Raw genomic sequence first — 14,113 nt, 5'->3', positions numbered from 1 at the left:
TATTTTGATGATTTTATTGTTGCTAAAAAATGCGCTAATTTGCAAAATATTATTGACTAGAAATCAATAAAGGGATGGAAGATGAAATCGACCATTGAAGAATTACATGCCTTTGTCACGATTGTGGATAGTGGCTCGATTGTGATGGCCGCAGAGCGTTTAGCACAAACCACATCTGGGGTGAGCCGTGCTTTACAACGTCTTGAGAATAAACTGCATGTGACCTTACTGGAACGTACCACGCGTAAATTGAAACTTACTCAAGAGGGACAATTATTTTTAGATCGAGCACGTAAAATTTTAAATGATTTAACCGAAGCCGAAGATGCATTATTAAAGTCAGATACCGACACCTCTGGGCTGATTCGAGTCGATTCAGCGACACCGTTTGTCCTGCATGTGATTGTGCCATTGATGCGCGAATTTATGCAGCTTTATCCCAATATTGAAATTGAATTGAACAGTAATGATCAAGTGATCGACTTATTGGAACATAAAACAGATGTTGCAATCCGCTTTGGGCAGCTAAATGATTCAAGTTTACATGCCAGATTATTATGTAAAAGTCGTTTGTATATTGTCGCCAGCCCTGAATATTTAGAAAATTATGGCTACCCGAAAAGACCGAGCGATATTTTAAAGCATGCGCAAATTGGCTTTAGTAAAGTGAATCATTTAAATACTTGGCCCATTCGTGTCAATGGCGAACAGCTAACGGTTCATCCCAAAATTAAAGCTTCCAATGGGGAAACTGTACGTCAAATGGCATTGGATGGTTTAGGCATAACCTGTCTATCTGCTTTTTTAGTACAGCAAGATCTTCAACAAAAACGACTGGTTGCTTTATTCGAAGATCAAATTGAGCGATATGAACAGAGCATCCATGCTGTCTACTATCAACAAGAACATTTGCCAAAGCGTGTCCGTTTATTTATTGAGTTTTTAGTACAAAAGCTGTCAAATTATCCATCGTTTTCTGGGGAAGCAAATCTAAACTGAGTAAGGTTTGAATTTCTCGCTGTTCATGATTCAGCAATTTTAATTCAAAATGTTGTGCAGAGCTTTGGCTGCATTGAAATTTTAAATCCTGCTGTTGAGGCATAAGGGTTCGCATCTCATGGTCTGAACTGACGTGATATTGATACAGACGTTGTGCTGATGTTTCGTGCAACGTGGGTTGCATATGCTGCAATTGGTATTGCCCCAGTTGTTGGGTTTTTAAAAACCCTTCAATTAAAGACTTACAAATAAAGTGCTGTTTTTGTGCCAAGGCATTGCTCGGTTGAGGTTGGCAAGCCATTAATAAAAAACCAATACTCAAGATTGCTATACTGCATTTCATTATTTTCATGGACGACTCCTTTTAGGTTGATGGACTGTAAATGCAGCATAAATCTGTTATGTTGATAGATACAGATACACAGAATGCTAAAAAATGAGTACAGATGAATGACATTTCAATATCAAATATTGGCAGAACAAATTGCCGATAAAATTCAGCAAGGGGAATTACAAGCAGGGCAACGTTTAATTTCGCTACGGCAATGTGCCGAGCAGCAAAATGTCAGCATCAATACAGTCAAAAATTGCTATGAATTATTAGAAGCGCAAGGGCTGGTCTTTGTGAAAAATAAGTCGGGCTATTTTGTCAGTGCAGAAAAATCGGTTGTACAGCATACTCAGCGCCCGACCCATCCCGATTTTCAATCTCAGCCCAGAGATGTGTCTAATTTAGAATTACAAATTGAGATTCAGCAAGCCTCGATCAATAATAAATTGATTCATTTGGGCGCTATTCAAATCTCGCCTAATTTGGTTCCCGTCGAAGTTTTACGCCGTTCCATTCAGCGTGCTTTAAAGCATAGTAAGCCTGAAGATTTTTTATATAGTGATAAGCAGGGACATATTCGCTTACGAGAAGCCTTATCTGAACATTGGGCAGAAGATGGTTTTTATATTGCGAAGAATGATATTTATATCAGCAATGGTTGCATGCCCGCATTGTCGGTGGTGATTCAAAGTCTGACCGAAATAGGCGATAGTATTATTGTTCCTACACCTAATTTTAATGGTCAGTTGCAACTTTTGGCAGTTTTAAAGCGCAAAATTGTAGAAATTCCAGCGGATACCAATGGATTTGATTTAGAGCGTTTAGAGCAAGCCATGCAAAGTACAGGCGCAAAAGCCTGCTTGCTGACGGCAAATTTTCAAAATCCATTAGGTTTTAGTTTAACCAATGCGCAGAAAGAAAAAATTGCACAGTTAGCCAGTCGCTACCAATGTTATGTGATTGAAGATGATATTTATGCCGAATGCAGTTTTAGTTTAAAACGACCCCTGCCAATTCAATATTGGGATCAACAAGGCTATGTGATTTTTTGTGGATCGGTCTCTAAATCATTGTCTACCGCCTATCGAGTGGGCTGGTTTTGTATCCCACAACGATTACAACATTTACGTGCCCAATTGCTAATGCAGAATGTGGCCGTCAATACACCGCTACAATTGGGTCTTGCCGACTTAATTTATAGTCGTGCTTATCGTGAACATTTAACCACGCTCAAACCCATTCTTATGCTACAGGTTGAACAATATCGACAATTCATCATTACTGCTTTTCATCAGGTGGAGATTGGTTTAAATCAACCCCGTGGTGGTTATGCACTCTGGGTTCAATTGCCTGATCAAATTGATGGTTTAGAGATGTATCATTTTGCACAACAGCAAGGAATTAATATTGTACCTGGTGAGGTCTTTGGTGAAGATGGACGTTATAAGAATTGTATTCGCTTAAATGCGGGGCATGAATTGTCTGATGAAATTCGTGAGGCGATTGTGCTCTTGGCGGATTGGACCAGAGAACAATTAACATCGGCACAAGTTGCTTAAATCTCCCAGAAGAAAGTAGGGTACGGTTGGACTGATTCTGCCTGATAGAAGGGGCAGTTGAAACATTTTATTTAAGGATATGGTGTTTAAACCCATAACCTAGGTTGTGGGTTTAAACACCATGACTTACATTTCAAATCAAAGGCAGTAGATCTACTGCCTGAGGCTATTCTTTTAAAAATCAGCTTTTAATACAATACGGTAACGCGCTTTACCTGAATGCAAATGTTGCAGTGCTGCATTTAATTCTGACATTGGAAAGACTTCAATTTGCGGTGCTATATTTTTCCGTGCTGCAAATTTTAATAATTGACGTAATGCAGCAGGTGAACCGGTTGGTGAACCAGTAATGGATTTCGAACCACCAATTAAACTCCCCGCATTAATTTTCAGGGGTTCAAGCACTAAGCCTAACATGTGAATAGCGCCATTTGGTGCCAGTGTGCCAATAAAGGCAGGCCAATTGAGGGTGACATTGACCGTACTGAGCAGTAAATCAAATTTGCCATGCTGTGCTTTGATGGCATCAAGATCACGGCTATTGACCACATGGTCTGCACCCATGGCTTTAAGCTCGTCAGTTTTATCTAAACTAGACGTAAATGCGGTAATTTCACAGCCCCACGCTTTGAGTAATTTAATTGCCATATGCCCTAAACCCCCAATTCCAATCACGCCTACATGGTGAGTCGCTTGAATTTGATGTTTTAAAAGTGGGTCAAATACGGTAATCCCCCCGCAGAGCAGTGGACCTGCACTTTCTGGATCTAAATCTTCGGGTAAGGGAATCACCCATTGCCAGCCAGCACGCACTTTGTTGGCAAAACCGCCAGCATGTCCAACAATCGTTGCAGTTGAACCGCCTGTGCAAAGGACTTGTTGTCCTGAAATACACGGATCACAGTACTGGCAACTTTCTGCTGTCCAACCAATACCAACACGTTGTCCCACTTTTAGCCCTTTGGCTTCTGAACCGAGCTGCGTGATGATGCCAATAATTTCATGCCCTGCGACCACAGGATAAACCGAAGAATTCCATTCATTATTAATCACCGAAACATCAGAATGGCATAAACCACAGTATTCAACTTGGACTTCGACTTGGTGGGCTTGTAACTCTCCCGCATCAAATTGATAGGGTTCAAGTGCTGCACCTGCTTGCATAGCGGCATAAGCATGGATGATGTTGTCATTCATAGTGGAATCCTTTTATTCTTGTGGTGAAGTATTAATTTGATTTAAAAGCACAGTGATTTTCATGATCATCGACCATACCCACTGCCTGCATAAAGGCATAACAGGTGGTCGGCCCAACAAATTTAAAACCGTTCTTTTTTAACGCTTTTGACATGCTTTGGCTGATGTCGGTTTGAGCCGGTGCTTGTCGATAATCAGCAACATCATTGTGGATGCTTTGCTGTTCGACAAAACCCCAGAGCCATTGGCTGACATCAATTTGTTGTTGTTTTAAATGTTGCCACGCAATGGCATTGTCACGGATGGCTTTGAGCTTACCAATATGCCGAATCAAGCCTGCATCTTGTAGCATGTGTTCTAATTGAGGATCACTAAATTGGGCAATCTCTGCAATGGAATATTGAAAAAAATGCTGCCGATAACTGTCGCGCTTTTTCAGCACAGTAATCCAAGATAAACCCGCTTGTTGTCCTTCTAGACAGAGCATTTCAAATAAATGGCCTTCATCATGAACCGCTTTTCCCCATTCATGATCGTGGTAAGCCATATAAAGTGGATCATTGGAGCACCAACCACAGCGTTGTACCGACATTTTTTATGCTCCTGAAGTGACTTAAAGTTTAAATTCAGCCCACTGATCTTGTTGATTATCCCAATAGAATAGTTCAGCTTGCGGTAAATCTGTGAATTGAATCCACATATCTGTTCCCGTTTTTTCTGCAAAACCCGTGCTAATCAAAAGCGCCTGTTCAGTGATTTCCATCACCCAGCCTTGATGGCTTTGCCCAGCCAAAACAATTTTTTGTTGATTGCCTGATTCAGCAAATTCGACCAAACGATTGATCAGCGCTTCTGACATGAATAGTTCCTAAAAATTAACGTAAATAAGGATAGGGGTTGACCACACCACGACCTTTACCGTCGAGATAAATGCCATAGTGTAAATGTGGTGCAGTATGACGTGCATTGCCGGTATTACCAACATAACCAATCAAATCACCTTTTTTGACATAATCCCCGACATTTAAACCACGTTTGTGGTCATCAAGATGGGCATAATAATGCCAAGTTCCAGCAGGCCCCATAATCCAAACCACTTTACCACCCAAATTGTTATTGCGTAAGTCAGCAATTAGGCCTTCTGTAGCACTGAACACTTTTGTTCCACGTGGAGCCATAATATCAATGCCTTCATGCTTGCGTCCGTGACTCCGTGCGGCAGCCCACGTATCACGTAATTGTTTGGCTTTTATATGGTGTACTGGAATAGGCAGTGACGATTTTAACTGCATATTTTTCAGCTTTTGCACTTGATCAAGGGGAAGTGGTGTTGTGGCGGGCTTTTTAGGCGTTGAGGTACATGCTGCAATCCAGAGGATGCTAAACCCCAATAATAATGTCGAAATAAAACGCAGCACTGTTCATCCTTTTTTCATTCTAATAGGCGTGAAAATTCTTTGAATCACAGTGCCTGACTATGTCATAAACGAAGGGCAGAGATCAATTTTTTCATGGCTGTGGGAATTCCGATTTCTGTTGCAATTTGTGTCGCGAGCCATGTGCCATTTAATTCGATGGCAAGATGTTCTTGTTGATCCGCAGCGACCTCAAAGCAGATGGCTTCAAGTTGCCAAGTGAAATGGGTAAAGCTATGGCTAATTTCAGTACGTTGAATGACTTTTTTCAGTCCTAAAGCTTGGCACTGTGTTGCAAATTCGGCGGGATTTTCAATAATCGGTAAACACCATAAGCCACCCCATAAGCCACTATTCGGACGTTGTTGCCATAACCATTGCTGATTCGATTGAATCACTAACACTTGTGCTGATTTGATCGGTACGGCTTTTTTCGGTTTTTTAAATGGTAGCTCTGTTTCTAGCCCTTGTTGATGGGCTTTGCAGTGTTGTTGCATCGGGCAATATAAACACAGCGGTTTTTTCGGTGTGCAGACCGTGGCACCTAAGTCCATAATCGCTTGGGTATAATCATGATTACGTTCAGTCGGGCACAACGTTTCAGCCAATTGCCACATCGCTCGTTCATGGATGGGTTTAGATAAGTCATCTTCGATGGCAAAAAAACGTGCCAGAACTCGTTTCACATTACCATCCATAATCACGCCATATTGACGTAAACCCAGTGACATCAATGCGCCACCCGTTGAGGGGCCAATTCCGGGAAGTTCAATCCATTGTTGTAATGTACTTGGGAAATGTCCTTGTTGGCTGACAATGCCAGCGGCTTTATGCAAATTGCGGGCACGTGCGTAATAACCGAGTCCAGCCCAATAAGGCGCTACATCGTCCCAGCTGGCTTGCCCTAAAGCTTCAACGGTTGGGAATCGGGAGATAAAGCGTTCAAAATATTGCAGTACTGTTTTAACTTGAGTTTGCTGTAACATAATTTCAGACACCCAAACCTGATAGGGATCATCGATCACTTGCCATGGCAAGTCATGGCGACCATGCACATCGAACCAAGCAAGAAGGGCTTCGGCAAAAGAAAACTGTGACATACGAACCGCATATTTGGAATAGATGAATAGTATAGCGAAAACTGGGTCAGGCTGTGGCTCAGAACAGATACAAAAATAACGACATAAAAAATGATGCCGCAGCATCATTTTAAATAAAGTAGGGAGCTACTTTAGCTTTATTCACCAACCATGCCCCAACGCTCATCCAATTGCAATGTCTGACCTTCATAGCGCGGAATGATATGTAAGTGTAAGTGTTCAGATGCTTCACCAAAGACCTTGCCATCATTAAAGCCAATATGGAAGCCTGAGGGTTGGTGGCGCAGTTGCAGTTCATTACGCGCAAGCTCAAGTAAAGACATTAAGCTTTTACGTTCTTTGTCCGTGATATCAAAAAAAGAGCTGACATGGCGTAGCGGGACAATGACACAATGGCCTTTAGATAATGCATTCGGCTCGGGTAAAATTACACCAAAGTCATTTTTATCAATGATGTCATATTCATCAAAGTTGCAATATGGGCAGTTGTTTTCAGTCATTGTTATATCCTCTTCAAAAATATAGTGTTTAAAATATTCATGTCATTGGATGGATCAATATAGCATAACTAGATTGACCTCGTTATTATTCGCCAAGTCGGTTTTTGAATAACGCATACATGGCAGATAAACCTTTTTGTTCTGCATCGACGTTATAGCCCAGATCAACACCATTGGCTTTAGCACGTTCATCTGCAAGAGGGTTGCTAAAACCATGCTTCGCATCTTCAAAGATAATCACTTCATGTTCCACCTGAGCGGCATACATTTCTTCTTTAAAGCGAGCCACATCATCTAAGCTAACCATGCTGTCGAGTTCTCCGTGAAGAACTAAAATCTCAGCTTTAACAGTTCCCAGTTGAGCTGGTGCTTTCGGAGTCAATGTACCATGGAAAGTGACCACCGCTTGTAAAGGTGCACCAGAACGTGCCAGATCAAGCACCACTTTGCCACCATAACAGAAGCCTACCGCTGCCAGTTTATCTGCATTGACTTCTTCTTGCGCGGCTAATGCTGCTAAACCCGCAGACGCACGAGTCACAATCGTTTCAGGGTCATTAAAGGTTTGCATCATCCATTCACTGGCTTGAGGGACGTTGGTGGTTACTTTTTTATCACCATACATGTCAATGGCGAGGGCTGCATAGCCATGTTCAGCAAGTTCACGTGCACGTTGTTCAGTGTACTCATTTCGTCCCCACCATTCAGGCGCGACAATCACCCCCGCGACAGGTTTTTCTGATTCAGGTGCGGCAAAATAGCCAATTAAAGTTGTTCCATCTTGGGCAGTGTATTGGATTTCGCGAGTTTTGATGGTCAGCGCCATTTATTTTATCCTTGTATGTTGTATTAAGTGAAAAATATACGAATTAAAACATCGAAATTGATTTCTTTGTTGATTGTGCAAGATTGATCTATTTTGACTTTACACTATTCTAAATAAATTGAAATAGGCTTTTAATCAGCGGTTTTTTGAAGTTTAAGTGATTCATAAATATTAAATATATTTTTATTATATTGAGCAGAAAAAGCAGATGAGCTATGTATTTCAATGAATGAATGCTGTTGATATTGAAAAAAAAGTGTTGCTGTTGAATGAATTAAAGCATAAAAAAATAGCGCGTCAAAATAAGCATTTTTATGGCTCAAACTGATCTGGTCGCTATTCTTTTATATGCATTTACTCGTTTATTTACTCGGTTTAGCTAAAATTTCAATCAGTTCTACATCAAAAATTAACGTGCTATTCGGTTCTATCACATCACCAGAGCCAATTTGACCATAGCCAAGTTGGGGGGGGATGAAGAAACGATATTCAGCACCTTCTTTCATCAGTTGTAAGCCTTCCGTCCAGCCTTGAATGACTTGGCTGACTTGAAATTCAGCTGCTTGATTCCGTGCAATTGAACTATCAAAAACAGTGCCATCAATTAAACGACCTTCATAATTCACTTTAACAATAGAATTTGCTTTAGGTGATTGGCCTGTACCTGGTTTAAGTATTTGGTATTGCAAACCCGATTTAGTGGTGTAAACACCTTGTTTATTTGCATTGGCTGCTAAAAATTCAGCGCCAATTTTGGCATTGGCATCTGCTTTCTTTTTTAACTCAATAAGTTGTTTTGCATCACTTTGCTTTTTATGTTGCGTTAGGACGCGTGCCATTTCTTCATCAGTCAGTGCCGATTTACCGCCTTGAGCTGCTGTTTTTAAACCCAGTATGAATGCATCTAAGTCCAAATCTTTGACCGATTCGGCATTGCTGCGTCCCATTAAATAACCAAAGCTGTAGCCGACTTGTTCATTCAAACTGCTGCTGTTGGTCACCGTTTTTGCAAAACCTGTTGTGGTCAATATGCATAAACAAAGCAATGTTATCGGTGTTTTCATACGCTTATCTCAAGATAAATCAGGAGAGCAAAAGCTCTCCTTCAATTTTTATTTTACTTTGATCAGTTCAACATCAAAAATAAGGGTGCTGTTTGCAGGAATCATGCCCGGAACACCTTGTTCACCATAGCCTAATTGCGAAGGGATATAAAGTGTGGCTTTGCCACCTTCTTTCATCAATTGCAGACCTTCAGTCCAGCCCGGAATGACTTGATTCAATGGGAATTCAATCGGTTCACCACGGTCAATTGAGCTATCAAATACTTTGCCGTCAACCAGTTGACCTTTGTAATGTACCGTCACCATAGAGTTTGCAGCAGGTTGTTTGCCTGTGCCTTCAGTGATGATTTTGTACTGTAATCCAGAAGCCGTTGTTTTTACACCAGGTTTTTTCGCGTTTTCAGTTAAGAAAGAATCACCCGCAGTTTGGACTTGTTGTTCTTGTTGAACTTGCTTTTGTTGCATTTCTTTTTGGAACTGCTCATATGCTTTTTGCAATTCTTCTTCGTTATATGCTGGTTTATTTCGGGCATGACCTTCACGTACGCCTGTAACAAAGCTATTAATATCTAATTCAGGAGGTGTTTGATGTGCAACTTCATAACCCAATGCATAACTAATTTTTTCAACAGCAGAAGCATTTTTTGAAGCTTTAGATGTCACAGTCGCAGGGTTTTGAGTCGCATAGTAAACAGGTACAAGTGCAGCACCGCCTAAAAGAACAGCGACAGCGATGGGTAAGGCTTTACTCATAGGTTTTCCCAAATTCATTTTATATAAAAAAAGTTGCATTAATTTTAGCAGACTTTTCTATCCAACACGTTTCGAGCGATCCGTATTGTATAGAAATTCAATATATTCTGATTAACCTCATTATTCTATAATTAGCTGAATAATAAAAACATTTTTAATACATTAAAATAGCAAATTTTTGTTCATTTAGACAATCAATTCTAAGTTTTTGTTTTAAATGTTATTTATAGATCAATTTTTTTTAGCAGTAAATCAAATTAAAAAAGTCAGAGAAGATCTCTGACTTTTTTAATTAATGCTGTTTAATCATTATTTTTTGATGCTTTATAGCCATAAGCATAGTTATAGCCGTAACCATAGCCGTAACCACCAGAGCCTCGTTGAATATCATTCAGAATAAAGCCATTGACTTTAACCCCAACTTGTTCAAAACGATTTACAGTCAATTCAAGTTCTTTCATTTGTGATTTTGCATAGCGTGCAATGACAAGATTCACGCCAGCGTATTGAGAAATGATAATTCCATCGGTCACTGCAAGCACAGGGGGGGTATCAATAATAATGTGATCATACATCGGGGAAAGTTGCTCAAACATGGCAGCAAACTTTGCTGAACTTAAAAGTTCTGAAGGATTGACCGGACTTTTACCTCGAGTAATCACATCTAAATGAGGAATTTCTGTGGGCTTAATAATGCTGTCAAGCGTTTGTTGGGTATTTAAATATTCAGCTAAGCCGGGTAGGTTGTCATGGTTGAAGTATTTGTGTAAATAACCGCGACGCATATCCGCATCAATAATCAGTACCCGTTTATTACTTTGCGCCAAAATAGCGGCTAAGTTGGTTGAAATAAAAGATTTACCCACTTCTGGCGCAGGACCTGAAATCATAATGATATTGTTTTTTGCGTTATTTAAAGCAAAGTGAATCGCGGTACGCATACTACGCAAGCTTTCAATGGCAATATCATCGCCATTTTTAATGGCCAAAATAGGAATGGTCTTTTTCTTTTTCAATAACTTGATCCGGCTTTCCTGAGCAGGTGAGCGAGGAACCGTGGCATATACCGGTAAATCCAACTCATTTTCAATTTGATTTGAATCTTTAATCCCTGAATGCATCATATTACGTAATAAAGCCAATAAGGTTCCAAGGAAACCACCCAAGAAAATGGCAAGGATTAAAATTTGCAATTTTTTCGGTTTAATCGGTTCAATTGGTAGTACCGCAGTATCCACAATACGCACATTGCCAATTTCACCGGCTTTGGCAATACGCAGTTGTTGGTAAGAGTTTAACAGCGCAGTATAGAGCTGAGTTTTTACTTCAACTTCACGGTACAGTTGCAGGTAACGGCGTTGTAAATCAGGAAGTTGTTTTAAGGTATCATTTAACTCGCCAATTTTTTTATTGATCGCGCCCAGCTGCGCATTCATTTGCTGCATGGCTGGATGTTCATTGGTGTATTTCGCAGCAGCTTCTGCTAATTTTTGTTCAATTTCAGCCTTTGATGTTTCAAGCTGAATACTTTGGGTTAAATACAGTTCAGATTCTTTAGTGACATCAACAGTATTATATTGTTGACGGAATTTATTGAACTCGCGTTCAGCAACATCCAGTTGTTGTTTTAACTCAGGGAGTTGTTCATCCAGAAATTTTAGCGTTTGTGCTGTTTCGGCAGAACGACGTTCAATATTTTGTTGACTATAAGCCACAAGAATCGAGTTGAGGACATTGGTAATGTGTTCTTTGTCTTGACCTTGGTAATTTAAACCTAAAATACCGGTCAATTTACCTTTTTCAGCCACAGAATAATTCTCTGTAATTGAAAGCATTGCTGCAGGCAAAGACATTTTTTCAATATTATAAGTATTTTTGAGTTGATCTTGCGTATAGAGGGCAATCTTCCAAGTACCATATTCCGATGTATGCTGGCTTTCTTGGTTGGTTACTGCACTAAAAATGACTTGTTTGGTTTTTGCATCTGTTAATGTGTATTTATTGCCATTCAAATTGAGCAGCAGGTTCTTATCTAGATAATAGGTTGGAATGTCAAACTTTCGAACATCAAAAGACTTGGCATCATCTTTAAAAATAACGGCGTTTTTATTATATGTGGTTTGATAGTCATGTGGACTGAGTAAACGATTAAAAAAACTATTTTCTGTACCGGAAATTTTTAAATCTAAATTTAGATCTTTAATGACAGAACCCAGTACTAAGCGTGATTTAAGCAGCTCGATTTCAGTTTGAGCTGGTTGCTTCTGCTCAATCATGCTGGATAGATCACCCAGTAAAGCTGCCGAGGTGCCTTTACTTTCTTCAACTTGTACCAATGCATCCACCGCATAAGTATCAGGCGTGGTTCTTAAATAGAGTAATGCGCAGACCAAGCTTAAAATGACGCATAGTGCAATCAGTTTCCATTGCGCAATGAGTGAAAAAAACAGCTCTTTTAAATCAATGGTATCTTCGGTATTGCTATTTTGGCTCATAATCTTGCTATCAAAAAGTTAAATATGTTTTTTCCAGTCAGCTATACAATCTTGTATTAACTGACAGGTTTCATCAAAGACCCATTGCTCATGTTGAAAAGGATCAGGCACATTTCTACTTTGCCAATAGCCTAATCGAAATGTTTTTCCTTTTGCAAAAGGCCAAGTCTGTTCTAAATGCTTTTGCTGATTTTGACTCATGACTAAAATCAGATCTGCCTTTTTAATTAAGTCAGCATTGAGTTTTTTAGCAATATGAGGCTGCATATCTATACCTAAACGCTGCATACAGAGTATTGCCTTTTGATCTGCTGCATGACCGATTAAACCAGAAATACCCGCAGACTCGATGTTCAGCTCTGGATATTCCCGTTTTAAAAAGTATTCAGCCATTGGGCTGCGGCAAATATTCCCCACACAAACCACAAGAATCTTTTGGATATTCATATTAATTGCCTAAATTGTTGGCAGTATTAACAAGACTAGAGAAAGGAACCATCTGATTGATCACACGTTGCCAGCGTGCAAGACCCGAAGCATCGACATAGACAATATCATTACTGTGCATTTTAAATTGATTGGCTAAGCCAAAGTCAGCAATGCTGGTTAAATCCAAATGATAAACTTCTGTACTAAAGTCGTTTGAATTGCTACGCACCACATAAATTTTACTACGACTGGCAGAGAGTGGATTTAAACCTAAACTTTCACCGAGAACATCACTCAGGCTCATCCCTTGATCACGCATAGGGAGGGATTGATTTTTACCTGACTCACCCATGACATAAATTTTTTGATTTTCTCTCGCATTGATATAAAGCGTGTCGTTTGGTTGAATCAGTAGATTGTGTAAAGAATAGCCTGATTTTTCCAGTTCAATACTGTTGAGTTTATAACTACGACCTTGGCGAACTAGGGTCATTGAAGCGTTGTCACCCAATTGAGGATTTACACCACCCGCTAAACCCAGAGCGGTATAAACGCTGACAGGTTGATCACTCAAGTAGAATTGACCACCTTTCATAACATTGCCTTGCACAGAAAAGCGTTGTCCCTGATAAGAGAGCACCCGTGCAATCACATCGGGCGTTTTTAAATAGCGAGAAAGTTGGCTACGTAATTCTTGGTTGACTTGTGTTAATGATTTTCCCGCAGCCTTATAGCGACCAATCATGGGAAATTGGATATAGCCATTTTGATCAATTTGATAGCCATTGGCTTGTACAGACTGCTCATTGTTAATTGTAGTGGTGGGTGGCGTAATATCAGGATAAGCCCAAAGATAAATAGAGAGAATATCACCCGCACTTAATTTATAATTTTTATGCGCTGAGCTAAATAAATGAGCATAATCTTGTTGAATGTTAACTTGCGCAGGTTGTAGAGCAGGGAGTGATTCTTGAGTGAGTTTAAGGACATTAACCGGAGTGCCAAGCTCAGTTTGATAAACACCTTCACTTGGCAAATCAAATGTTTGTAGCCCCGATGTAATCGCACATCCTGTTGTACCTGCAGTTAGCGCGCAGAGTAAAAAAAATTGGTAATATCTCACTCGAAATCCCGTTTATAAAAATAATCTGATTTTAAAAATAGTCGGCATTTTACCCTGTAATACGTAAAATATTAATAATAAATTGTAATTGTTATTTTATACCAAGATCATCGCTCGGGTATAGCTTTTCTTCATAAGTTTGATGTGGGGAGATGTTTTTGATGTTTAAAACAAGTTTTTATGAGCCAAGTGAGATGTAGTTCTCTGTATTTTAACTAAAAGTATGACTTCTAATAAGGTGCTTAAAATGGATGAAAATAAAATTTATTAATCGTTCAATTCTATTCTGGTTGATATTTGTTTTAATATTAATAATGTTAAA

The 14,113-nt window shown here is 39.7% G+C and carries 15 protein-coding genes; 2 read left to right on the top strand and 13 right to left on the bottom strand.

All coding sequences use genetic code 11. The features are described 5' to 3' along the window. The first annotated feature begins 81 nt into the window (after positions 1 to 81). Positions 82 to 999 carry a LysR family transcriptional regulator gene (locus B9T30_RS13485; protein ID WP_086185457.1) on the top strand — a complete coding sequence of 306 codons (918 nt, stop codon included), beginning with the start codon at positions 82 to 84 and terminating at the stop codon, positions 997 to 999. Here the strand turns inward: B9T30_RS13485 and B9T30_RS13480 are convergent. Beyond that, positions 932 to 1,351 carry a hypothetical protein gene (locus B9T30_RS13480; protein ID WP_086185456.1) on the bottom strand — a complete coding sequence of 140 codons (420 nt, stop codon included), beginning with the start codon at positions 1,349 to 1,351 and terminating at the stop codon, positions 932 to 934. The genes B9T30_RS13485 and B9T30_RS13480 overlap by 68 nt on opposite strands. A 98-nt stretch (positions 1,352 to 1,449) precedes the next feature. Here B9T30_RS13480 and B9T30_RS13475 point away from each other — a divergent pair, with 98 nt between their 5' ends. Beyond that, positions 1,450 to 2,889, top strand: a complete 1,440-nt coding sequence (locus B9T30_RS13475) for a PLP-dependent aminotransferase family protein (protein WP_086185455.1) — start codon at positions 1,450 to 1,452, stop codon at positions 2,887 to 2,889. Between the two features lie 174 nt (positions 2,890 to 3,063). Here the strand turns inward: B9T30_RS13475 and ahr are convergent, their stop codons facing one another. The 12 genes from ahr to B9T30_RS13415 all read right to left on the bottom strand — a co-directional run bounded on the left by ahr (position 3,064) and on the right by B9T30_RS13415 (position 13,791). After that, positions 3,064 to 4,086 (bottom strand): NADPH-dependent aldehyde reductase Ahr, encoded by a 1,023-nt coding sequence (gene ahr, locus B9T30_RS13470; protein ID WP_086185454.1) that lies wholly within the window; start codon positions 4,084 to 4,086, stop codon positions 3,064 to 3,066. Positions 4,087 to 4,117: 31 nt separating this feature from the next. Beyond that, complete coding sequence (locus tag B9T30_RS13465) at positions 4,118 to 4,678, bottom strand: DNA-3-methyladenine glycosylase I (RefSeq protein ID WP_086185453.1); 561 nt, start codon at positions 4,676 to 4,678, stop codon at positions 4,118 to 4,120. A gap of 21 nt (positions 4,679 to 4,699) precedes the next feature. Further along, the gene (locus tag B9T30_RS13460; RefSeq protein ID WP_086185452.1) at positions 4,700 to 4,945 is read right to left on the bottom strand and encodes a hypothetical protein; all 246 of its coding nucleotides are present in this window, start codon (positions 4,943 to 4,945) and stop codon (positions 4,700 to 4,702) included. Positions 4,946 to 4,961: 16 nt separating this feature from the next. Next, positions 4,962 to 5,504: a M23 family metallopeptidase gene (locus tag B9T30_RS13455; protein WP_086185451.1), complete on the bottom strand. Its 543-nt coding sequence runs from the start codon at positions 5,502 to 5,504 to the stop codon at positions 4,962 to 4,964. Positions 5,505 to 5,566: 62 nt separating this feature from the next. Next, the gene (gene mutY / locus B9T30_RS13450) at positions 5,567 to 6,601 is read right to left on the bottom strand and encodes an A/G-specific adenine glycosylase (protein ID WP_086185450.1); all 1,035 of its coding nucleotides are present in this window, start codon (positions 6,599 to 6,601) and stop codon (positions 5,567 to 5,569) included. Between the two features lie 137 nt (positions 6,602 to 6,738). Beyond that, entirely contained in the window at positions 6,739 to 7,101 is a 363-nt protein-coding gene (locus tag B9T30_RS13445; protein WP_086185449.1) for an HIT family protein, read from the bottom strand. An 85-nt stretch (positions 7,102 to 7,186) separates the two neighbouring features. Then, positions 7,187 to 7,927, bottom strand: a complete 741-nt coding sequence (locus B9T30_RS13440; protein ID WP_086185448.1) for a dienelactone hydrolase family protein — start codon at positions 7,925 to 7,927, stop codon at positions 7,187 to 7,189. 362 nt (positions 7,928 to 8,289) lie between these two features. Beyond that, complete coding sequence (locus tag B9T30_RS13435; RefSeq protein ID WP_086185447.1) at positions 8,290 to 8,991, bottom strand: FKBP-type peptidyl-prolyl cis-trans isomerase; 702 nt, start codon at positions 8,989 to 8,991, stop codon at positions 8,290 to 8,292. 48 nt (positions 8,992 to 9,039) lie between these two features. Then, positions 9,040 to 9,744, bottom strand: a complete 705-nt coding sequence (locus B9T30_RS13430; RefSeq protein ID WP_086166475.1) for an FKBP-type peptidyl-prolyl cis-trans isomerase — start codon at positions 9,742 to 9,744, stop codon at positions 9,040 to 9,042. Between the two features lie 302 nt (positions 9,745 to 10,046). Continuing rightward, positions 10,047 to 12,239 carry a polysaccharide biosynthesis tyrosine autokinase gene (locus B9T30_RS13425; RefSeq protein ID WP_086185446.1) on the bottom strand — a complete coding sequence of 731 codons (2,193 nt, stop codon included), beginning with the start codon at positions 12,237 to 12,239 and terminating at the stop codon, positions 10,047 to 10,049. 18 nt (positions 12,240 to 12,257) lie between these two features. After that, positions 12,258 to 12,686, bottom strand: a complete 429-nt coding sequence (locus tag B9T30_RS13420) for a low molecular weight protein-tyrosine-phosphatase (RefSeq protein ID WP_086185445.1) — start codon at positions 12,684 to 12,686, stop codon at positions 12,258 to 12,260. 1 nt (position 12,687) lies between these two features. Further along, positions 12,688 to 13,791 carry a polysaccharide biosynthesis/export family protein gene (locus B9T30_RS13415; protein ID WP_086185444.1) on the bottom strand — a complete coding sequence of 368 codons (1,104 nt, stop codon included), beginning with the start codon at positions 13,789 to 13,791 and terminating at the stop codon, positions 12,688 to 12,690. Positions 13,792 to 14,113 lie beyond the last annotated feature (322 nt).

Origin of the sequence: Acinetobacter sp. ANC 4973 (genome assembly GCF_002135275.1) — a bacterium.
Taxonomy (GTDB): Bacteria; Pseudomonadota; Gammaproteobacteria; order Pseudomonadales; family Moraxellaceae; genus Acinetobacter; species Acinetobacter kyonggiensis.
This window is presented reverse-complemented; position numbering and strand designations above follow the sequence as displayed.

What these genes read in the sequence shown, in the direction of transcription:
- B9T30_RS13485 (WP_086185457.1), top strand. Translation starts at nt 82, where the DNA reads ATGAAATCGACCATTGAAGAATTACATGCCTTTGTCACGATTGTGGAT.
- B9T30_RS13480 (WP_086185456.1), bottom strand. Translation starts at nt 1,351, where the DNA reads ATGAAAATAATGAAATGCAGTATAGCAATCTTGAGTATTGGTTTTTTA.
- B9T30_RS13475 (WP_086185455.1), top strand. Translation starts at nt 1,450, where the DNA reads ATGACATTTCAATATCAAATATTGGCAGAACAAATTGCCGATAAAATT.
- ahr (WP_086185454.1), bottom strand. Translation starts at nt 4,086, where the DNA reads ATGAATGACAACATCATCCATGCTTATGCCGCTATGCAAGCAGGTGCA.
- B9T30_RS13465 (WP_086185453.1), bottom strand. Translation starts at nt 4,678, where the DNA reads ATGTCGGTACAACGCTGTGGTTGGTGCTCCAATGATCCACTTTATATG.
- B9T30_RS13460 (WP_086185452.1), bottom strand. Translation starts at nt 4,945, where the DNA reads ATGTCAGAAGCGCTGATCAATCGTTTGGTCGAATTTGCTGAATCAGGC.
- mutY (WP_086185450.1), bottom strand. Translation starts at nt 6,601, where the DNA reads ATGTCACAGTTTTCTTTTGCCGAAGCCCTTCTTGCTTGGTTCGATGTG.
- B9T30_RS13445 (WP_086185449.1), bottom strand. Translation starts at nt 7,101, where the DNA reads ATGACTGAAAACAACTGCCCATATTGCAACTTTGATGAATATGACATC.
- B9T30_RS13440 (WP_086185448.1), bottom strand. Translation starts at nt 7,927, where the DNA reads ATGGCGCTGACCATCAAAACTCGCGAAATCCAATACACTGCCCAAGAT.
- B9T30_RS13435 (WP_086185447.1), bottom strand. Translation starts at nt 8,991, where the DNA reads ATGAAAACACCGATAACATTGCTTTGTTTATGCATATTGACCACAACA.
- B9T30_RS13430 (WP_086166475.1), bottom strand. Translation starts at nt 9,744, where the DNA reads ATGAGTAAAGCCTTACCCATCGCTGTCGCTGTTCTTTTAGGCGGTGCT.
- B9T30_RS13425 (WP_086185446.1), bottom strand. Translation starts at nt 12,239, where the DNA reads ATGAGCCAAAATAGCAATACCGAAGATACCATTGATTTAAAAGAGCTG.
- B9T30_RS13420 (WP_086185445.1), bottom strand. Translation starts at nt 12,686, where the DNA reads ATGAATATCCAAAAGATTCTTGTGGTTTGTGTGGGGAATATTTGCCGC.